General features: G+C 72.6%; 16 protein-coding genes. 10 read left to right on the top strand and 6 right to left on the bottom strand.

What is annotated here, in order from left to right; genetic code table 11:
- Window positions 1-28 precede the first annotated feature (28 nt).
- On the top strand, window positions 29-1,693 hold the full coding sequence (locus tag Bra3105_RS07165; protein ID WP_228359210.1) for a DUF6020 family protein: 1,665 nt from the start codon (window positions 29-31) through the stop codon (window positions 1,691-1,693).
- On the opposite strand, the gene purB is transcribed toward Bra3105_RS07165, so the two are convergent.
- On the bottom strand, window positions 1,635-3,041 hold the full coding sequence (gene purB / locus Bra3105_RS07160; protein WP_228359209.1) for an adenylosuccinate lyase: 1,407 nt from the start codon (window positions 3,039-3,041) through the stop codon (window positions 1,635-1,637). The two genes, Bra3105_RS07165 and purB, sit on opposite strands and share 59 nt — an antisense overlap.
- Before the next feature lie 138 nt (window positions 3,042-3,179).
- On the opposite strand from purB, the gene Bra3105_RS07155 reads away from it, so the two are divergent.
- Window positions 3,180-3,584, top strand: a complete 405-nt coding sequence (locus Bra3105_RS07155) for a phage holin family protein (RefSeq protein ID WP_200502851.1) — start codon at window positions 3,180-3,182, stop codon at window positions 3,582-3,584.
- 101 nt (window positions 3,585-3,685) lie between these two features.
- Here the strand turns inward: Bra3105_RS07155 and Bra3105_RS07150 are convergent, their stop codons facing one another.
- Window positions 3,686-4,786, bottom strand: a complete 1,101-nt coding sequence (locus Bra3105_RS07150) for an IS30 family transposase (protein ID WP_228356471.1) — start codon at window positions 4,784-4,786, stop codon at window positions 3,686-3,688.
- Window positions 4,787-5,018: 232 nt separating this feature from the next.
- Here Bra3105_RS07150 and Bra3105_RS07145 point away from each other — a divergent pair, with 232 nt between their 5' ends.
- A complete protein-coding gene (locus Bra3105_RS07145; protein ID WP_228359208.1) occupies window positions 5,019-6,134 on the top strand; it encodes a histidinol-phosphate transaminase in 1,116 nt (371 codons plus the stop codon).
- Window positions 6,135-6,161: 27 nt separating this feature from the next.
- Here the strand turns inward: Bra3105_RS07145 and Bra3105_RS07140 are convergent, their stop codons facing one another.
- On the bottom strand, window positions 6,162-7,061 hold the full coding sequence (locus tag Bra3105_RS07140) for a spermidine synthase (RefSeq protein ID WP_228359207.1): 900 nt from the start codon (window positions 7,059-7,061) through the stop codon (window positions 6,162-6,164).
- Window positions 7,062-7,123: 62 nt separating this feature from the next.
- Between Bra3105_RS07140 and Bra3105_RS07135 the strand changes: the two genes are divergently transcribed.
- The 7 genes from Bra3105_RS07135 to Bra3105_RS07105 all read left to right on the top strand — a co-directional run bounded on the left by Bra3105_RS07135 (window position 7,124) and on the right by Bra3105_RS07105 (window position 15,483).
- Window positions 7,124-8,497: a hypothetical protein gene (locus Bra3105_RS07135; protein WP_228359206.1), complete on the top strand. Its 1,374-nt coding sequence runs from the start codon at window positions 7,124-7,126 to the stop codon at window positions 8,495-8,497.
- 111 nt (window positions 8,498-8,608) lie between these two features.
- Window positions 8,609-9,814, top strand: a complete 1,206-nt coding sequence (locus tag Bra3105_RS07130; RefSeq protein ID WP_228359205.1) for a thiamine pyrophosphate-dependent enzyme — start codon at window positions 8,609-8,611, stop codon at window positions 9,812-9,814.
- Window positions 9,811-10,794 carry an alpha-ketoacid dehydrogenase subunit beta gene (locus tag Bra3105_RS07125; RefSeq protein WP_228359204.1) on the top strand — a complete coding sequence of 328 codons (984 nt, stop codon included), beginning with the start codon at window positions 9,811-9,813 and terminating at the stop codon, window positions 10,792-10,794. Before Bra3105_RS07130 ends, Bra3105_RS07125 begins: the two co-directional genes overlap by 4 nt.
- Window positions 10,795-10,882: 88 nt before the next feature.
- Window positions 10,883-12,379, top strand: a complete 1,497-nt coding sequence (locus tag Bra3105_RS07120) for a dihydrolipoamide acetyltransferase family protein (RefSeq protein ID WP_228359203.1) — start codon at window positions 10,883-10,885, stop codon at window positions 12,377-12,379.
- 79 nt (window positions 12,380-12,458) lie between these two features.
- On the top strand, window positions 12,459-13,385 hold the full coding sequence (locus Bra3105_RS07115; RefSeq protein ID WP_228359202.1) for a fluoride efflux transporter FluC: 927 nt from the start codon (window positions 12,459-12,461) through the stop codon (window positions 13,383-13,385).
- Entirely contained in the window at window positions 13,382-13,819 is a 438-nt protein-coding gene (locus Bra3105_RS07110) for a fluoride efflux transporter FluC (protein WP_200502840.1), read from the top strand. The genes Bra3105_RS07115 and Bra3105_RS07110 overlap by 4 nt, the downstream gene beginning before the upstream one ends.
- Window positions 13,816-15,483 (top strand): CopD family protein, encoded by a 1,668-nt coding sequence (locus Bra3105_RS07105; protein ID WP_228359201.1) that lies wholly within the window; start codon window positions 13,816-13,818, stop codon window positions 15,481-15,483. Before Bra3105_RS07110 ends, Bra3105_RS07105 begins: the two co-directional genes overlap by 4 nt.
- 74 nt (window positions 15,484-15,557) lie before the next feature.
- On the opposite strand, the gene Bra3105_RS07100 is transcribed toward Bra3105_RS07105, so the two are convergent.
- The 3 genes from Bra3105_RS07100 to Bra3105_RS07090 form a co-directional block, all read right to left on the bottom strand.
- Window positions 15,558-17,024, bottom strand: coding sequence for a flavin-containing monooxygenase (locus tag Bra3105_RS07100; protein WP_228359200.1), 1,467 nt, complete (start codon window positions 17,022-17,024; stop codon window positions 15,558-15,560).
- Window positions 17,025-17,241: 217 nt separating this feature from the next.
- Window positions 17,242-18,108: a hypothetical protein gene (locus Bra3105_RS07095; protein WP_228359199.1), complete on the bottom strand. Its 867-nt coding sequence runs from the start codon at window positions 18,106-18,108 to the stop codon at window positions 17,242-17,244.
- On the bottom strand, window positions 18,105-19,139 hold the full coding sequence (locus Bra3105_RS07090) for an N-acetylglucosamine kinase (protein WP_228359198.1): 1,035 nt from the start codon (window positions 19,137-19,139) through the stop codon (window positions 18,105-18,107). The genes Bra3105_RS07095 and Bra3105_RS07090 overlap by 4 nt, the downstream gene beginning before the upstream one ends.
- Window positions 19,140-19,161: the final 22 nt, after the last annotated feature.

Raw genomic sequence — 19,161 nt, 5'->3', positions numbered from 1 at the left:
CTGACCTCGAGTGTGATGGGATGCCCCGGTGGCACTCGAGGTCCTGCGCGGCGGCGCACGCAAAGCGGTGTTCGCGCTCGCGCCCGCTCTCCTCCTCGCTCTGGCCGACGTCCTCGCCGTCCCCGCAGCCCAGATGCCGTGGAGCGGCGGGAGGATCGTGCGGCACCTCGTGGTCGCGGGGGTGATCGCCGCGGGGATGTGGATCCTGCTCAGCGCCGTGGACGCGCGCACCGCGAGGGATCCGCGCGGGGCGGGCGGCCCCGCCTCGTGGCGGTCGTGCCTGGGCATGGCGGGGATCAGCGCGGTGCTCTGGCTGCTCATGTGGGCGGCGGTGGGTCCGCTGGACGCGATGAACGACACCTATTGGAGCATCCGCAACCCTCTCGGCGTCGCGCCGCAGCAGCCGCTCGTCTACTCGATGGTCATCAGCGGCGTCGTGCACGGTCTGCGACTGGTCACCGGCAGCATGCTCCCGGGGATCATCGCCCTGGTGCTGCTCCAGGTGATCCTGTACGGCCTCGGCCTGTCCTGGACGCTGCGCGTGCTCTCGAGGATGGGGGTCCCGCGTGCGGTGCTCCTCGCCCTCGCGGTGGTGCTCGGACTCCTGCCGATCACGGCGAACTTCACGTTCGCCCTGGTCAAGGATGCCGCGTTCACGGGCTTCACGCTGCTGCTGGTGCCCGTGCTGCTGAGCATCCAGCAGACGGACGGGCGGTGCCTCCGCCGTCGGGGCTTCGTGTGCGTGATGGTGCTGTCGATGCTCGGCTTCGCCCTGACCCGGAACAACGCGCTCGTGATCCTCGCGGTGATCGGTGTGCTCCTCGTCGTGCTGGCGCGGAGGGCACGGCGCGCGGCGTTCCTGTGGGTCGCGGGCATCGTGGTGGTCGCGCTGCTCCCGCAGCAGATCCTGACCCTCGCCGCGGGCCCGCAGAAGAGCGTCGAGAGCCTGGGCGTGCCCCTGCAGATGGTGGGCAGCACCCTCGTCCACGAGCCGCAGTGCATCGCGCCCGAGGACGCCCGCACCCTGGATCGGATCATGCCGCTGCAGAAGTGGCGCGGCGTGTTCCGCCCGCAGAGCGTGGACCCCGTGAAGTACGACCCCGTGTTCTCCGAGGACGCCCTCCAGGGCTCCGGGGGCGATTTCCTGTCGGTCGTCGCCCGCACGCTGGTCCGCTGCCCGGGGCCGATGCTCGCGGGATACCGCGATCAGACCTCGCAGCTGTGGCGATGGGACGCCGTCGGAGTCGGTGCCACCTCGCAGTCGTTCTTCCTCGAGCCGATCTCGAACGCGCCCGGGGACCGCGACGAGATCCTGGCGGATCTCGCGAGCCATGGCGTCGTGAAGCGGCCCCTGCTGGGGGAGGCCGTCGGGACGCGGATGGAGTCCGTGTACCGCGCTGGTCTGGATCTCACTCCGGGAGCAGGGACCTGGGTGTGGGCGCTCGCGCTGGTCGTGGCGGCCGCCTGGTACGGACGACGAGGGGAGGTCCTCGTCGTCGCCTTCCCGGCCCTGCTGCTGTGGGCGACGCTGATGGCGGCCGCGCCCATCGCCCAGCCGTTCCGCTACGTGGCGTACCTGCCGTGGATCCTGGCGATCGCGGCGGTCGCCCTGATCTGGGGGCGGGGGAGGGCGGTCAGTCGTCCAGATGCCCCACGAGCCGCGGCGCGCGGCCGACGTACGTCGCCGGGGTGAGGGCGAGCAGACGATCCCGTTCGGCGTCGGGCAGGCCCAGATCACTGATGAAGGCCCGCATGTCCTCGCCGGTCACCCGGTGGCCGCGGGTGAGCTCCTTGAGCCGCTCGTAGGGGTTGTCCAGGCCCTCGTGGCCCTGGACGCCCAGGGTGCGCATGACGGACTGGACGGCCTCGCCGAGCACCTCCCAGTTGCCCTCGAGGTCGGCGGCCATCGCCTCGGCGTCCACGTCCAGGCCCGCGAGGCCCTTGGAGATGTTCTGGATCGCCAGCAGCGAGTGGCCGATCGCGGGGGCCACGTTGCGCTGCGTCGTGGAGTCGGTGAGGTCCCGCTGCATGCGCGAGGTGACGAGGGTCTGGCTGAGCACGTCGAGCAGCGCGCCGGAGATCTCGAGGTTCGCCTCGGCGTTCTCGAAGCGGATCGGGTTCACCTTGTGCGGCATCGTCGAGGAGCCCGTGCCGCCCTGCGCGGACAGGCGCTGACGGAAGTAGCCCAGCGAGATGTAGGTCCACACGTCGGTCGCGACGTTGTGGAGGATGCGGCCCGCGCGGGCCATGTCCGCGTACAGCTCGGCCTGCCAGTCGTGGGACTCGATCTGGGTGGTCAGCGGGTTCCAGGTGAGGTCGAGGTGCTCGACGAAGCTGCGGGAGATCTGCTCCCAGTCGGTGTCCGGCACGGAGATCGTGTGCGCCGCGTACGTGCCGGTGGCGCCGTTGATCTTCCCGAGGGTCTGGTTGGCGGGGATCCGCCGCGCCTGCCGCTGCAGGCGGTGCGCGAACACGGCGAGCTCCTTGCCCAGCGTGGTGGGCGTCGCCGGCTGGCCGTGGGTGCGCGAGAGCATCGGGACGTCGGCCGTCTCGCGGGCGAGCTCGGCGATCTGGGCGACCACGCCCTCGAAGGCGGGCAGCCACACCTCGTGGACGGCGCCCTTGATCATGAGCGCGTAGGCGAGGTTGTTGACGTCCTCGCTCGTGCAGTAGATGTGCACGATCTCGGCGAGCGGCTCGAGGGAGGTGCCCTGCAGGCGGCGCTTGATGTAGTACTCGACGGCCTTGACGTCGTGCACGGTCTCGCGCTCGATCTCCTTGTGCTCGGCGATGCCCTCGGCGCCGAAGTCCTCGGGGATCGCGCGCAGCAGCGCGCGCTCGTCCTCGGTGAGGGTGCGCAGGCCCGGGATCGCCTCGTTGTCCAGGAGGTGGATGACCCACTCCGTCTCCACGATCAGCCGGGAACGGTTCAGGGCGGCCTCGGAGAGGTGGTCGACCAGCGGCGCGACCTGGTCGCGGTAGCGGCCGTCCAGCGGCGTGAGGGCGATCGGGGGCGTCAGGTCGGCGAAGCTCTGCGGCATGGGGCCATTGTTCCAGAGCGGCGCGCGAGCACGCACCGCCGGCCGGATGGCGAGGCGGGCGGCGGGCTGAGGGGCTGATGGGCCGACGCGCGGGATATCCCCCTGGTCGCTCACGGGCGGCTCTGGGAGACTTCCCCCATGTTCAGGTTCATCGGGCACCTCATCATCGTGGGCGTCGCACTCTGGCTCACCTCCCTCCTGCTGCCGGGCATGCACCTGGGGGAGGGCGACGGCACGATCCTCGGCCAGGTCCTCACCGTCGCCGGCATCGCACTGATCTTCGCGATCGTCGACGCGATAGTGAAGCCGATCCTCTCGTTCTTCGCCCTGCCGCTGACCTGCCTCACGCTGGGCTTGTTCATGCTGGTCATCAACGCCCTCATGCTGCTTCTCACGGCGTGGGTCGCGGGTCTGTTCGGCCTGCCGCTGGAGTTCGACAGCTTCTGGTGGGCCCTGCTCGCCGGAGTGATCGTGGGCATCCTCTCCTCGATCTTCGAGGCGATCCTCGGCGTGGACGGCGACCGCGACCGCGAGCGCGCCTGAGGTCGAGCCGGTTCGGGCGACGCACCGGCGCGGGCGACGAGCCGCTGCGGGCGACGATCTGGGCGAGTTTCCGGACCTTTCACCGTGGCGGATTCAAGGGGTCATCGCAACAGGTACTCCTGGATCATCTCGTATGGCGTGGCGAAGGCCAACCGTTTGCGGGGGCGTCGGTTCAGGAGGTCGGCGATGTAGTCCAGATCTTCTTGACTGTGGATCGAGAGATCGGTGCCCTTGGGGAAGTACTGGCGGAGAAGCCCGTTGGTGTTCTCGTTCGTCGCGCGCTGCCACGGTGAGTGAGGGTCTGCGAAATACACGTCGATGCCCGTCATATTCGTGACTTGACGATGCTGGTGCATCTCCTTGCCTTGGTCCCACGTCAATGTTGCTCTCAGCGTGTCCGGGAGAGCGGCGAGTTTTTCGATCAATCCATCGCGGGTCGCTTCGACTCGTGACTTGGTGGGGTCCAGATGCACCAGGATCACGTAGTTCGAACGTCTCTCGACCACGGTCCCGATCGCCGAGGCCCCGTTCTTGCCCACGATCAGATCGCCTTCCCAATGCCCGGGAACACTGCGGTCCAGCGCCTCGGCCGGCCGCTCCCAGATCGAGACCATGTCCTTGATCCGCCCCCGGCGCCTCTGCGCGCTGCGGCGGGGATGTCTGACTGTGCGTCCGGTGCGGGTCAGCGCCTTCAGCTCGCGCTTGAGACCACCTCTGGCCTGCAGGTAGATGGTCCGGTAGACCGTCTCGTGGCTCACGTGGAACCTCGGGTCGTCGGGATGCTCACGGCGCAAGCGTCCCACGACCTGCTCGGGCGAGTGGCCCTCGTCGAGGCCGTGTTGGACCGCAGCGTGGAGGACCGGGTCGGAAGGGATCTTCAGTTCCTTCGCACGGCGGCGCTTCTCAAAGGCGTCACGTCGAGCGCGTGAGGGTGCGTACTCGCCCCGAGTTCCTTTTGCCGAGCCCCGCCGCACTTCACGCGAAATCGTGGACGGGGCCCGGTCCAGGACCTTCGCGATATATCGGATCGAGCGTCCCTCGATGAGGAGTTCCTTGATCCTGAACCGCTCTCCATCGGTGATATAGCGATCAGGATCCTTCCACCGAGCCGGAGCAATACCGGCCGTGGCCCGGACATACAGAGCCAACGTGGCATGGCTCGTATCGATCTCGTCGGCGATATCCCGCAGTGCTAGCCCCATAGAACGAGCATGCCAGAACCGCTCGATCTTCCAACGAGGCCCCATCTCGAACCCAGGCCTCCCACGACCAACCACAACACCCTCCTCACGTCGAGTGTTGCGACCACCCCTAGAACCCGCGCGTGATGAAAGGTCCGGAAACCCGCCCAGACTGCTGGGTGCGGGTCTCGCGCGGGTCTCGCGCGCGCCGGTGGTCCGGCGCGCACAGCCCCCGTCGGCCTAGCCTGGGGGCATGCCCGAGACTCCCGCCGAGAACATCCGCCTGCGCGCCGCCCTCGATGCGCTGCCCGCCTACGTGCCCGGGAAGCCCGCGGCCGACGACGGCGTGCGCCGCTTCAAGGTGTCCTCGAACGAGTCGCCGTTCGAGCCGCTGCCGCAGGTGACCGAGGCCGTCAACCGGGCCACCCTGCACGCCAACCTCTACCCGGACATGGGGGCCCTCGACCTTCGCGGGGCGATCGCCGCCCACCACAGCACGCCGCGCTCCGCCGTCGGCCCGGAGAACATCGCCCTGTCCACCGGGTCCGTCGCCGTCTCCGGAGATCTGGTGCGAGCGCTCGTGGATCCGGGCGACGAGGTCGTCTTCGCCTGGCGGTCGTTCGAGGCGTACCCGATCCTGGTGCGCAGCCACGGCGGCGTCGACATCCAGGTCCCGCTCACCCCCGCCTTCGAGCACGACCTGCCGGCGATGGCGGAGGCGATCACCGAGCGCACCCGCCTGGTCATCCTGTGCACCCCGAACAACCCCACCGGGCCCGCGCTGACCACCGCGCAGATCCAGGACTTCCTCGCGCGCGTGCCCGATCACGTGGTCGTGGCCCTCGACGAGGCATACCGGGAGTTCGTCGACCCCGTGCGCCTCGCCGACACCGCCCGCCTCTTCGCGGAGCACGGCAACGTGGTGCTGCTGCGCACCTTCTCCAAGATGCAGGGAATCGCCGGGCTGCGCGTGGGGTACGCGGTCGCGCACCCGCGCCTGGCCGCGGCGCTCGGCCAGGTCACGGTGCCTTTCGGTGCGAGCTCGATCGCGCAGGCCGCGGCTCTGGCGACCTTCGATCCCGACGCCGCGGCCGAGCTCGAGCACCGTGCCGCCTGGATCCGCGAGCAGCGCGGACGCCTCGAACAGGTCCTCGCCGCCCAGGGCTGGGAGCTGCCCGCCTCGCAGGGCAACTTCGTGTACTTCCCGCTCGGGGAGCGCAGCGCCGAGTTCGCCGCCTTCGCCGACGCCCGCGGCCTCGTGGTCCGCGCCTACGGGACCGACGGCGTGCGCGTCACCGTGGGGGAGCGCGAGGCGAACGATCTGCTCCTCGCGATCGCCCAGGAGTGGCGCGAGGCGCAGGAGGGCTGACCGCGCTCCATCGTCCGCGATCGGCGCTCAGCGAGGACGGGGTGCGGGCCGCGACCCGTGCGCGTCCTCTTCGATCGCGCTGATCAGGCGGCTCGTCTCGGCAGGATCCAGCCCGGCGGCCGGATGCGGGCCGCCCGCGAGCCAGCGCTCGCGCAGGCCCTCGGGGTCCGCACCTCGCGATCGCTCCAGTCCGGGCCCGGCGGCGAGCACCAGGTTGCCCTCGTCGAGCGAGCGCACCAGGTGCTCGTCGGCCAGGGTCCATGCGCCCGCGAGGCCGGCGGCCTCGGTCGCGGCGTCGAGCGCCCGGGCCTGCGCCGCGAAGAAGCGCAGGCCCGCGTCGTCGCCCACGTTCACGGCCATCACCCCGCGCTCGGACAGGTGCCCGAGGACGTCGGCGAAGAATCCCTCGCGGGTGAGGTGCGCGGGCGTGCTCTGACCGCTGAACACGTCGACGACGATCACGTCGAACCGGCCTCTGCCGCCCGACCGGGCCGATCCGTCGGCCCCCATGTCCGCGAGCTCCTGGGCCGCATCGCCGATCCGCACCTCGAGGTCCGTGCCGCGCGGCAGGGGCAGCGCGGAGGTCACGAGGCCCGGAAGCTCCCGCTCGATCTCGACCACTGTCTGCGGGGAGCCGGGGCGCGTGGCCTGCACGTACCGGGCCAGGGTGAGTGCGCCCGCGCCCAGGTGCAGCACGTGCATCGGCGCCCCGGGCTCCGCGGCGGTGTCGACGACGTGGGCGATGCGCCGCAGGTACTCGTGGCGGATCACGGTCGGGTCCTCGAGGTCCACGTGCGACTGCTCGATGCCTCCGACGTCGAGCGCGAAGCCGTGCTCGCTGTAGACGTCGGGCCGGATCCGGGCGAGGAGGTCAGAGTGCGCCAGGCGCGCGCTCCTGGCGGCTGGTCGCGGCGCGCGGTGGGTCACGCTTTCAGCCTAGACTCAGGGGACGAGTGCCGCGGATCACGAACGCGGCGGAGGGGAAGACCATGACCGGACCGATGCCCGAGGGCCCGCAGAACGGCCAGCCGCACCAGGACGGACCGGGGGAGGCATCGCCCTGGCGGCAGCAGTACCCCGATCCCGCGCAGGATCAGGGGAGCGCGCAGAGCCAGGACTTCCCGCAGAGCCAGGACTTCTCCCAGAGCCAGGACTTCGCCCAGAGCCAGGGCGGCTCGCCGCAGTCCTCCGCCTCGTGGCCGTCGAGCCCCGGAGGTCCGACGGGCCCCGGAGGACCAGGGCAGCCCGGCGGGCCGGGAGGATTCGGCGGATCGGGCGGTCCCGGGGGCGCAGGAGGCTCCGGCGACCCGAACCAGCCGCGCCGGAAGAGCCGTACGGGACTGATCATCGGGCTGGTCATCGCCGCCGTCGCCTTCCTGCTCGTGATTGTGCTCGTGGTGGTGATCGCGGTCGTCATCGGCCTGGGCAAGCGCGACGATGCGGGAGGCGGCGGGGGAGCCGCGAAGACCGCATCCCCCGAGGAGCAGGTGAGCGCGCTCGGGAAGGAGTACATGGACTCCCTGGTCGACGGGGATCCCAAGCCCGCGCTCGAGGTCATCCAGGCCCAGGACCACTCGAACCAGGAGACCCTCGAGGAGGACGCCTACGCGAAGGCGCTCAAGGAGGCCCCGGTCGCCGACGTGACCATCGGCGAGCCCCAGATGTCGTCGCTCTCGGGGAAGGTGACGGTCGACTACACGGTGGGCGGCAAGCCCGCGAGCGGCGAGATCTCGATGCAGGACTACGACGACGACGGCACCTACGAGGTCGTCACCGGTCTCGAGTCGTACATGGACGTGCCCGAGGGCTTCTCAGGCCTGAGCCTCACGGTCAACGACGCCGAGGTGAAGCCCGGCACGGAGTACTCGGCGCTGCCGGGCTCCTACACCGTGGGCATGGACGAGAAGCTGTTCGGCCTCGACGGGGAGGCGACCCTCGTCTACGGACTGGGCGACGACTACCCGGACTGGCCCAAGGCGAAGCTCACGGACGACGGCCAGAAGGCCTTCCGCGAGGCCGTGAAGAAGTCGGTCGACAAGTGCGTGGAGCAGAACACGCTCAAGGCCGGCTGCGGCCTCCAGAAGATCCAGGGCACCTCCTCCGACGGCTGGAAGGCCAAGGACAAGACGGTCAAGCGCTCGCTTCCGGGGTCCACCAAGCGCAAGCTCGACAAGCTCACGGCCGAGCCCGGGTACGACGAGGTCACCTACGTGACCGCGAAGGACTCCATCGGCGGCGTGGACACCACGATGGAGTGCAGCAAGGGCAGCCAGAAGGGCACCTGCGACCTGCTCTACGGCGGCAGCCTGGGCAGGCCCTCCGTCGACCTCGCCGATGACAAGCGCCCGGTGACCTGGGACTGATCGCACGCCGGTGCGCCGCGATCCGCAGGACGGCCGGCGGCGCGGCGCGCGGGCGACCCGCTCACGGCGATTCCGTTGGAACTTACGGCTCCGTAGGTTAACCTCGTCCCCGTGAGCGTCTTCCGCACGACAATTCCCGAGCACGCCGACGACGAGCCCCTGATCCAGCTCGTCGCGCCGGACGGCACCCGCACACCTCACGAGGAGCTCGACGCCGCCGTCGCCCACCTCACGGGCGAGGACCTGCGCCGCTACTACCGCGACATGGTGATGATCCGCGCCGCGGACCTCGAGGCCACCTCCCTGCAGCGCCAGGGGCAGCTGGGCCTGTGGGCGAGCGCCCTGGGGCAGGAGGGTGCCCAGATCGGCGCCGGCCATGCGGCCCGCACCCAGGACTACCTGGTGCCCACGTACCGCGAGCACGGCATCGCCTGGGCGCGCGGCATCGAGCCCTGGCGCCTGCTGGACGTGTGGCGCGGTATCGCCCACGGCAGCTACGACCCCTACGAGCTGCGCACCCACCCCTACATGCTCGTGCTCGGAGCCCAGGTCCCGCAGGCCGTCGGCTACGCGATGGGCCTGCAGCGCGACGGCCTCGTGGGCACCGGCGACCTCGAGTCCGACACCGCGGTGCTCACCCTGTTCGGCGACGGCAGCTCCTCGGAGGGCGAGGTCAGCGAGGGCTTCACCTTCGCCGCCTCCTTCCAGGCGCCGACGGTCTTCTTCACGCAGAACAACCAGTGGGCGATCTCCGTGCCCACCACCGTGCAGTCCCGGGTGCCGCTCGCCCAGCGCTCGCGCGGCTGGGGGATCCCCAGCGTCCGCATCGACGGCAACGACGTGCTCGCCGTCTACGGCGCCGTGCGCCTCGCACTCGACGCCGCCCGCGAGGGCGAGGGGCCGAGCTACATCGAGGCCGTGACCTACCGGATGGCCGCGCACACCACGAGCGACGACCCCACGCGCTACCGCGCCCGCGCCGAGGAGGAGGAGTGGGCGGCCAAGGACCCCATCGACCGCCTGCGCCGCTACCTCGAGACCCAGGACGAGATCGACGAGGAGTTCGTCGGCCGCTGCGAGGGGGAGGGCCACGACCTGGCGATGGCCCTGCACCACGAGATCCACGCGATGGCCGATCCCGACCCGATCGAGATCTTCAGCCACGTCTACGCCGATCCGCACCCGCTGGTCGAGGCCGAGCGCGCGGAGTTCGAGCGCTACCGCTCCCAGTTCGAGGACGCCGGCGACCAGGCCGATGCGGGGTCCGCCGCTGAGTCCGCCGCTGCTGATTCCGCCGCCGAGGAGGGCCGTCGATGAGCACCGTGAAGCTTCCGATCGCGAAGGCGATCACCGCGGGCCTGCGCGACGCCATGCGGGCCGACGAGAAGGTCATGCTGATGGGCGAGGACATCGGGCTGCTCGGCGGCGTCTTCCGCGTCACCGACGGTCTGCACGCCGAGTTCGGCGGCGACCGCGTCGTGGACACCCCGCTGGGCGAAGCGGGGATCGTGGGCACCGGCATCGGCCTGTGCTACCGCGGCTACCGGCCCGTCGCCGAGATCCAGTTCGACGGCTTCGTCTTCCCCGCCTTCAACCAGATCACCACGCAGCTCGCGAAGATGCACTACCGCACCCGCGGGCAGGTGCGGGTGCCGATGGTCATCCGCATCCCCTACGGCGGCGGCATCGGCGCGGTCGAGCACCACTCGGAGAGCCCCGAGGCGCTGTTCGCCCACACCGCGGGCCTGCGCATCGTCACCCCGTCGAACGCGCAGGACGCGTACTGGATGACCCGCGAGGCCATCGAGTCCGACGACCCGGTGATCGTCTTCGAGCCCAAGAAGCAGTACTGGATCAAGGGCGACGTCGACACGGACGTGCGCCCCGCGACCGGCATGCACAGCGCGCAGATCGTGCGTCCCGGGTCCGACGCGACGCTGCTGGCCTGGGGACCGTCCGTCTCCGTGGCCCGCGAGGCCGCCGAGGCCGCGACCGAGGACGGTCTGGACCTCGAGGTGATCGACGCCCGCTCGATCTCGCCCTTCGACGTCCCCACGGTCGTCGAGTCGGTGAAGCGCACCGGCCGCCTGGTGATCGTCCACGAGGCCCCCGTCTTCGGCGCCATCGGCGGCGAGGTCGCCGCCCGCGTCTCCGAGCAGTGCTTCTTCCACCTCGAGGCGCCCGTGCTGCGCGTGGGCGGCTACCACACGCCCTATCCGCCGGCGCGGATGGAGGAGGCGTACCTGCCCGACCTCGACCGCGTGCTCGACGCCGTCGACCGATCGCTCGCATACTGACGGCGCCCCACGGCGTCCGCCTCCCTGCGATGTTCCCTTCGCCCACTGACCAGCGCCCCGACAGCGGCGAGAACGGAAGGACCCGACGATGAGCACCCTCGTCATGATCACCCTCACCGACCCCGGCGAAGGACTCACCGAGGCCGAGATCCTCGACATCAAGGTGGGCGTGGGCGACACCGTCGCCATCAACGATCCCGTCATCGAGGTCGAGACCGCGAAGTCCGCCGTCGAGCTGCCCAGCCACATCGCCGGCCGCGTCACCCGGGTGCTCGTCGCCGTGGGCGACGAGGTGCAGGTGGGCGCCCCGCTCATCGAGGTCGACACCGATGCCGACGGCGCGAGCCCCGCGCCCGCGCCCGCCGACGCCGCCCCGGAGCCCGACCCGTCGGCCGAGGAGCTCGCCGCCCAGGCGCAGGAGGCGACCGGCGAGACCGCCGCGCCCGTCGACGCCGCCCCGTCCGCCGCATCCACCGCCCCCGCCGAATCCGCCGCCCCGGCGGCCGAGGATGAGCAGCCCAAGAACCTCGTGGGCTACGGCGCGCGCCCCAGCAGCGCCCGCCGTCGGCGCCGCGCCGCCGCGCAGGAGGGCGAGGACCAGCAGGTCCCGATCGACCGCATCCTCGCCAAGCCGCCCGTGCGCAAGCTCGCCCGCGATCTCGGGATCGCGCTCGCCGACGTCTTCGCGACGGGCCCCGGCGGGACCGTCACCCGCGAGGACGTGCTCGCCGCGCAGCAGCGAGCGATCGGCGACGAGATGCCCGGTGACGGCGACTACTTCCCCGACGAGTCCCCGCAGGCGCCCGCCTCCCTGCACGGCACCATGAAGTCGGCGACCAGCCAGTCCATGAACCAGCAGTCGTTCTCCGGTGTGACCAGCGACGACCGGACCACGCGGGTGCCGATCCGCTCGGTGCGCAAGCGCACCGCCGAGGCGATGGTCTCGAGCGCCTTCACCGCCCCGCACGTGACGGTGTTCAACGAGGTCGACATGACCGCCACCATGGACCTGGTGCGCTCGCTGCGCGCCTCCCGCGAATGGGCCGACGTCAAGATCTCCCCGCTCGCGATCGTCGCGAAGGCACTGCTCGTCGCGATCCGCAGGAATCCCGAGGTCAACGCCTCCTGGGACGAGAGCGCGCAGGAGATCGTCTACAAGCACTTCGTGAACCTGGGCATCGCCGCGGCCACCCCGCGCGGCCTCATCGTGCCCAACATCAAGGACGCCCACCTGCTCACCCTCAAGGAGCTCGCCGAGGGCATCAACGACCTCGCCAAGACCGCGCGCTCGGGCTCCACACCGCTGTCGGCGACGCGCAACGGCACCATCACGGTGACGAACTTCGGCGTCTTCGGCATCGACTCGGGCACCCCGATCCTGAACCCGGGCGAGTCCGTGATCCTGGGCATGGGCGCGGTCAAGCAGAAGCCCTGGGCGGTCGACGGGAAGATCGAGATCCGCGAGGTCACCCAGCTCGCCCTGAGCTTCGACCACCGCCTCATCGACGGCGCGCTCGGCTCGGAGCTGCTGCGCGACATCTCCGCCGTGCTCGAGCAGCCCCAGCTGGGCCTCGTGTGGGGCTGAGCCCCCGCGCCCGCGCCGCCGTGGTCACCGTCCACGGCGCGCGCAGGTCCGGCCGCCTCCTCCTCGGTACCCTGGTGCGGTGACCACGCCTCCCGCACCGCGCCGCCGCGACGATCCGCGCATGCGCACCGTCGAGATGGAGGCCGTCAGCGTCACCGCCGAGGAGGAGGACGCCGAGACCCTCACCTCGGGCCCCGGCCTTCCTCCGCTGTCCTGGCAGCGCACGATGCTGCTCGTGGCCTGCGGCGGCGTCGCGGGGGGAGTGCTGCGCGAACTCCTCACACTGCTCATGCCCACGATCCAGACGCCCACCCTCATCGAGGTGCCGCGCTCGACGCTGCTGGTGAACGTGCTGGGGTGCGTGGGCCTCGGCATCCTCACGGGCCTGCTCGAGCGCCAGCCCGATGCGCCGCGCTGGATGCGCCCGCTGTTGGGCATCGGCTTCCTCGAGGGCTTCACCATCTACTCCGGAGTGGTGCTCGAGGGCTCGGCGATGATCGGCGCGGACTTCCCGGCGCTCGCGTTCGTGTACGGGGCGATCACCCTGTTCGGCGCGATCTGCGGGGTGCTGCTCGGGCTGGGCCTCGCGGGCCTGCTGCACCGCCGTGGGATCCGGCTCGGCACGCACCCCTTCGCCGGGGGCCGCGCCCCACGACGCGATCTCCCCGCCCGTTCCCGCCGCTTCTCCCGTGTGCGCGCCGGTACCGCCTCCGGCGCCGCCTCGGGAATGAGAGCAGGAGCCGACGCCGACCCCGAGGGCGCTGATCCCGAGGCAGGCGGCGCCGAGGCCCTGACGCCCGAGCCCGACGCGTCGGACGCCCCGGCTCCCGTGCCCTCCCTCGACGCCCCGGGCGACGCCGAGGTGCACACGACGCTCTCCTCCGCGACGCCCGCGGCCCCTAGCCCGCGGCCGTCCTCGCCGTCGCCCCATCCCGATGCCCCAGCGCCGGAGCGCCCCTCGATCCGCCGCCCGATGGAACGCCCGAGCGAGGGGGAGGGACGATGACGATCCTGCTGGGCATCCTCTCCGTGCTCGTCGTCGGCGCCGGATGCGGCATCGGCGCGGCCGCGCGCTGGGCCGTGCGCGAGAGCTTCTCGCGCGCCCTCGATCGGCGCGAGAGCCCCTCGATCCTGCTCGAGGTCGTGCCGTGGCCGACGATGATCGCGAACGTCGTCGCGTGCTTCCTGCTGGGCATCGTCGTCACCCGGATCGGCGCGGAGCCGACGGGCGCCGTGCGCTACCTGTTCCTGCTGCTCGGAGCGGGCGTGTGCGGCGGACTCTCGACCCTCGCGGGCGCCGCCCTCGACGCCGTCCAGCTCGCCCGGCGCGGCACCCCGGTGATCTCCGTCGGCTACCTGCTGGTGACCGCGGCGCTCGGGATGGCCGCGCTCTGGCTCGGCGTGCTCGTCACCCAGGGCATGGGCTCGGCGGGCGCGTGAGCACCGTCCCTGTGCTCGCCGTTCTTCTCGGCGTGATCGAGGACCTCGCCGCGGCCGGCGCGCTCGGCGCCTCCCTGCTCGCCGGTCTGCTGCTGGTCGCGCCCGCGGACCGCGCCCGCGCGATGACCCCGCTCGCGGTGCTCGGCGGCGTCTGGACCCTCACCCAGCTGCTGGTCCTCGCGCCCGCCCCGCGCCTGCTGCCCGCTCTCGTCGCCGCCCTCGCCGCGCTCATGACGCTGCTCGCAGTGGGCCTCGGCACCGGCGCCCGTGCCCAGACCGTCGGCCGGCTCACGGGAGTGCTCGCAGTCCTGGGGATCTCGATCCGGGTGCTCGGCGATCAGGGCTTCCTGCTCCCTCAGGCGGGGCAGGCCGTGCCGGTGCTCGTGCACGTGCTCGCGATGTCCGTGTGGGCGGGCGGGCTCGGCGCGATCCTGCTGCTGCGCGCCCGCGGCCCGCTCACGGACCCGTCCGCCGTCATCGTCCGCTTCTCGCACCTGGCGCTGCTCGCGTGGTGCGTGCTCGCCCTCAGCGGACTGTGGGCGCTGCTGACCCGCCTCGGCTCGCCGCTGGATCTCGTGACCACGGCGTTCGGCCTCGTGGGGCTCGCGAAGATCATGCTGCTGCTCGTGCTCGGCGTCCTCGGCGCGCTGCAGCGGAGGCGTCTCGCCGTGCAGAGGAGGGCCGACGGGCCGGGGCGTCCGTTCGTCCGCCTCGCCGGCATCGAGCTGGTGCTGATGGCGGCGGCCGTGGTCCTCGGCGCCCTGCTCGTGCTCCTGCCGGCCCCCGGTCTCCTCAGCGGCGCGGCGGCGACGGGCCCGGCGGCGGACCTCACCGGCCACGCCCTGCCGCCCGCCCCGAGCCCGGTCTCGTTGCTGACGTCCTGGCGGCCCGACGCCCTGGTGATCGCCCTCGCCCTCACCCTCGTGTGGGCGCTGCGCTTCCCGCGCACGGGGCCCCGGGCAGCCCCGCGCGCGCCCTCGGCCGAGCTGCGCGTCGTCGTCGGCGCCGTGCTCCTCGTGCTCGTCGTCTGCGGGCCGCTCGGCGTCTACGGCCCGGTGCTGAGCTCGGCGCACCTGCTGCAGCAGGGCCTCCTGCTCGTGCTCGTCGGTCCCCTCCTCGCGAGCGCCGTCCCCACCCCCGGGGGTCTCTCCCGTCTGCTGCACCGCGACCCCTGGACCGCCCCGCTGCTCGCGCTCGGGCCGACGGGCCTGCTCGCCCTCGTGCACGCCACGCCGTGGCTGCTGGGGCCCGCGCTCGCGACGATCCCCGGGCACGAGCTGCTGCTCCTGGCCCCGGTGGTCCTGGGCGCGCTCACCTGGTGGACCGTGGAGCCGGGTGCGGACGCCCGGCGGGACGGGGACAGCGGCGCCGATCCCACGCTTCCCGCGGGGCCGAGCGCGCGCCTCCGCGTCTGGCGCACCGTGCTGGCCGCCCTGCCCGTCGCGGGGCTCGCGGCGAGCGGCCTGGCCCTCGCTCTGGGCAGCACGCTCCTGGCCTCCGACCGCTTCGGCGCGACGGGGCGCACCTGGCGGGCCGACGCCCTCGCGGACCAGCAGACGGGCGGCTGGATCCTCGTCGGCCTCGCCGTGCTCGCAGGGATCGCGCTCGCGGACCGGGCCATCGCATCGCGGACGATGCGCCGCGACGCGCACGCTCACGGGTGACCTGGACGCCTCAGCATCCGGCCGATCAGCCCGTCGCCCGCGCACCGGGCCGTCCGATGGGCCCGACCGGCCGATCAGTCGAAGAGCTCGCGCACCGACCGCAGGCGGGCGAGCAGCAGCTCGCGATCCACGAAGGGGACGAGAGCGCGGTCGCCGTCGGCCGCACCGGAACCCGATGCACTCCGGGCCGACGCCCCCGACCCGCGGCGGTCCTCCCGGCGCGGCGGCAGCAGCGCCCCGAGGCGACCGCGCAGACCGGACTCGGCGGGCAGCGGCACCTGGGAGTCAGCGCCCTCGCGCAGGCGCCGGAACTGCGCGGCCTGGGGAGTGCCCTCGCGCTCGGCGTGCAGGGCGTAGGCGGCGACGTCGGCCTGCTCGACGAGCAGCGGCAGCACGCCGCCGTTCACCCGCTGCTGGCCCAGCAGCACGAGGTCGGAGCGACCGCGCGGGAAGGCGCCGAGGAACAGGTCGAGCGCACCGCTCGCGGTGCGGGGCACCACGTCGTCGGGGAGGTAGTCGGCGCCCTGCTCGTAGCCCGTCGCGAAGACGATGACATCGGGCGCGAAGTCCGCGTGGGCGCGGCCGTGGCCGGTGAAGGACACCGTGCCGTCCTCGCCGATCGCCTCGACGTCGCCGGTGGGCGTCACGCGGCCGTCGCGGATGCGCGGGGCGATCTCGTCGGAGACGATCACGGCGTCCTCGAGCAGGGGGGCGGCGGGCCCGGGCAGGCCCAGCGACTCCGGGTCGCCGACGGCGCGGCGCACGACCTGCTCGGCGATCTTCTCGTTCAGCCCGCCCAGCACGGAGGGCTCGTGCGAGGCGGCGACGTCGCCCGGCTTCCCGCCGATCGTGCGCGGGACGATCCAGTGGCCGGTGCGCACCGACCAGCGCACCTCGAGCGCCCGGCGGGCGGCGTCCACGGCGATGTCGGCCGCGGACTGGCCGGAGCCGACCACGAGCACGCGCCGGCCCTCGAGGCCGTCGCTGCTCTCCCACTGCGAGGAGTGCAGGGTGCGGATGCCCCCGGGCACGTCGCCGGCCCATTCCGGCAGGTGCGGGCGGGAGGAGACGCCATGGGCGGCGACGATCGCGCGGTAGACCGTGACGCGGCCGTCGGAGAACTCGACCTGCCACACGCCCTCCTCGAAGGGCTTCGCGGTGCGCACCACGAGGCGCGGCAGGAAGTGGTCGGTGAGGTCGTAGCGCGCGGCGTAGGCGCGCAGGTACTTCGACATCTGCGCGGGGCGCAGGAAGGTCGGGAAGGAGACCGGCTGGATCATGTCCTCGTACTGCGTGAACTGCGTCGAGGAGATCATCTCCATCGCCGGCCAGACGGGGGAGTCCTCGCGCGAGGTGCTCCAGATGCCGCCGACGTCCTTGCCCGCGTCCACCAGGTCGAAGGGCACGCGGAGCGCCTTCAGCGAGGCCGCCGCGGCGAGGCCCGCGGGACCTGCGCCGACGACCAGGACCTTCTCGCGACTGGGGACGTCGACGTCGGCGTCCTCGGCGGAGGTCTGCTGCGTGGCGGAGGCGTGGGACATCGCGGAGGGCCTTCCGATCGGGGCTTGCGGAACGTGGCCCCCGGCGCGCGGGTCCCGTCGGACGCGAGGGTCCGGGCGGGGCGCCGACGCCGTGGGGCGCGGCCATCCTATCCGCGACCCCGGCCGCGGGGTCCCAGCGCGTGGCGATCGTCCTGCAGTGATCACGCCGCAGTGATCACCCCGCAGCGAACACGCCGCAGCGATCACCTCGCAGTGATCACAGGACCGTGATCACGACGGAGATCCCGAGCGCGACGACCACGGAGGTCATCACGTGACCGAGGAGCGCCTGCAGCCGCACCAGGCGACGTGCCCCGCTCGTGAGCGGCACGTTCTCGTTCGCCGAGCCCGAGACCTGCACGATCATGGACACGTAGAGGTACTCGTCGAAGCCGCGCCGCGGTGCGCGCAGCTCGAAGGCGTCGCCGTGGCCGTCCGCCGCGGCGTACTCGACGGCGAGGGTGACGGCCGTGGAGTACCAGGTGCACAGGATCGCGGCGATCGTCGTCACCAGGAGCACCACGCGGTAGGGGCCGGGCTCGCTGAGCAGGAGCAGCAGGATCGCGAGCACCGCGAGCAGCACGAGACCCAGGGCCTCGGAGCTCACCGATCCGCGCCCCGCGACCCACCGTAGCCAGGGGGAGGTGCGCCGCGCCCGCGCCAGGCGCGCCGCGATCACGACGTCCCGCCGAGGGAGGCGGTGGAAGGTCCAGTGCGTGAGCAGCGCGAAGCTCGCGGCGTACACGGTGATCGCGATGACGGCGAAGGCGCCCGGCAGGGAGATCGCCGCGCGCTCCCGCTCGCTCGGGAACAGCGAGCTCAGCGCGAAGGTGGCGGCGAGGGACAGGACGACGGTGACGTTGAGGGCGATCGTGTTGCGACGGCTCTCCGAGCGCAGACGGAGCGCGAGGTCCGCCTCCCGCTCGACCCGCCGGGCGCGGCGCTCCCGCGCGCGGCCCAGGCGCTCGCGGCGGCGGCGCGCCGAGGCCGCCGTGGCCCCCCGCGCGCGTGCGCGAGCCTCTGCACGGGGGTCGGCGGGTGCACGGGGGTCATCGGGCGCCGAATCCTCCGCGGGCGCGCTCATCGGATCGGGCCGTCGGCGCCGTCGGGCCCGCCCGCCGCCTCGCGCGCCAGGCGGAGCGCCCCGGCGAGACCGTCCTGGACCGGGGCCACGGTGCGCCCTGCCGCCTCGAGCCAGGTCACGAGGTCGTCGTGGATGGGCCCGGGGGTCGTGAGCACGCCGCCGGCGAGCACCACGGGCAGCGCCGCCTCGGGGTCCAGACGCTGCACGGTGCGGGAGAAGTGCCGGCCCGCGCCGTCGAGGATCCCGCGGGCGACCTCGTCGAACTGGTCCTCGCACAGGGAGCCGGGCAGCGGCGCGAAGCGGCCCAGCTCGGCGGGGGAGAGCGGGTCGATCGCGGCGACCAGGTCCTGGCGCGGATCGCCCGTGGGGGAGCGCGGCACGAGCCCGTCGCGCAGATCGAGCTCGAGCACGTCGCCCAGGGACTCGGTGAGGCGGGTGCGCGGCCCGCGGCCGTCGATGTCGGCGGCGACGGCCTGCAGCACGGCGCGCCCCAGCCAGACCGCGGAGCCCACGTCCCCGAGCAGCCATCCCATCCCGTCGCAGCGCTCCGCGGGACGGCGGTCCTCGAAGCGCACGCACACGGAGCCGGTGCCGGCGAGCAGCAGCAGGCCGTCCTCGCCCACGTCCGCGCTGAGGAAGGCGGTGAGGTGGTCGTCGGTCGCTGTGAGGCGGTCCGGCTCGATGCCGAGCGGTGCGAGCGCCTCGGCCACCGCGGCGGTGATCTCCCGTCGGCGGGCCGCGCCGTTGCCCGCGAGTCCGAGCACCGCCGCGCCCACGCGCTCCCGCGCGGCCGCGGGGCCGTCGATCCCGGCCGCCTCGAGGGCCCGACGGGCCGGCTTGGCGAGCGCCGCGAGCGCCCCGGGGCCGCTCGAGCGCAGGTTCGCGCCGGGCCCCGTGACGGGCTCGGCCATGAGCGGCGGAACGTCCGGATCGACCGGCGCGACGAGGAATCTGCTGCGGGTGCCGCCGACGTCCGCCACCAGCACGACGGGCGACGTCACAGCTCGGTCACGGTCCTGGGGAGCCTGCACGGGACCTCCTTCATCGTGGTAA

Source organism: Brachybacterium halotolerans subsp. kimchii, assembly GCF_020792675.1.
Classification (GTDB): domain Bacteria; phylum Actinomycetota; class Actinomycetes; order Actinomycetales; family Dermabacteraceae; genus Brachybacterium; species Brachybacterium halotolerans.
The sequence above is the reverse complement of the archived record's forward strand: the minus strand, read 5'-3'. Positions and strand labels throughout refer to the sequence as shown.

What these genes read in the sequence shown, in the direction of transcription:
- purB (WP_228359209.1), bottom strand. Translation starts at nt 3,041, where the DNA reads ATGCCGCAGAGCTTCGCCGACCTGACGCCCCCGATCGCCCTCACGCCG.
- Bra3105_RS07155 (WP_200502851.1), top strand. Translation starts at nt 3,180, where the DNA reads ATGTTCAGGTTCATCGGGCACCTCATCATCGTGGGCGTCGCACTCTGG.
- Bra3105_RS07150 (WP_228356471.1), bottom strand. Translation starts at nt 4,786, where the DNA reads ATGGGGCTAGCACTGCGGGATATCGCCGACGAGATCGATACGAGCCAT.
- Bra3105_RS07145 (WP_228359208.1), top strand. Translation starts at nt 5,019, where the DNA reads ATGCCCGAGACTCCCGCCGAGAACATCCGCCTGCGCGCCGCCCTCGAT.
- Bra3105_RS07135 (WP_228359206.1), top strand. Translation starts at nt 7,124, where the DNA reads ATGACCGGACCGATGCCCGAGGGCCCGCAGAACGGCCAGCCGCACCAG.
- Bra3105_RS07125 (WP_228359204.1), top strand. Translation starts at nt 9,811, where the DNA reads ATGAGCACCGTGAAGCTTCCGATCGCGAAGGCGATCACCGCGGGCCTG.
- Bra3105_RS07120 (WP_228359203.1), top strand. Translation starts at nt 10,883, where the DNA reads ATGAGCACCCTCGTCATGATCACCCTCACCGACCCCGGCGAAGGACTC.
- Bra3105_RS07110 (WP_200502840.1), top strand. Translation starts at nt 13,382, where the DNA reads ATGACGATCCTGCTGGGCATCCTCTCCGTGCTCGTCGTCGGCGCCGGA.
- Bra3105_RS07100 (WP_228359200.1), bottom strand. Translation starts at nt 17,024, where the DNA reads ATGTCCCACGCCTCCGCCACGCAGCAGACCTCCGCCGAGGACGCCGAC.
- Bra3105_RS07095 (WP_228359199.1), bottom strand. Translation starts at nt 18,108, where the DNA reads ATGAGCGCGCCCGCGGAGGATTCGGCGCCCGATGACCCCCGTGCACCC.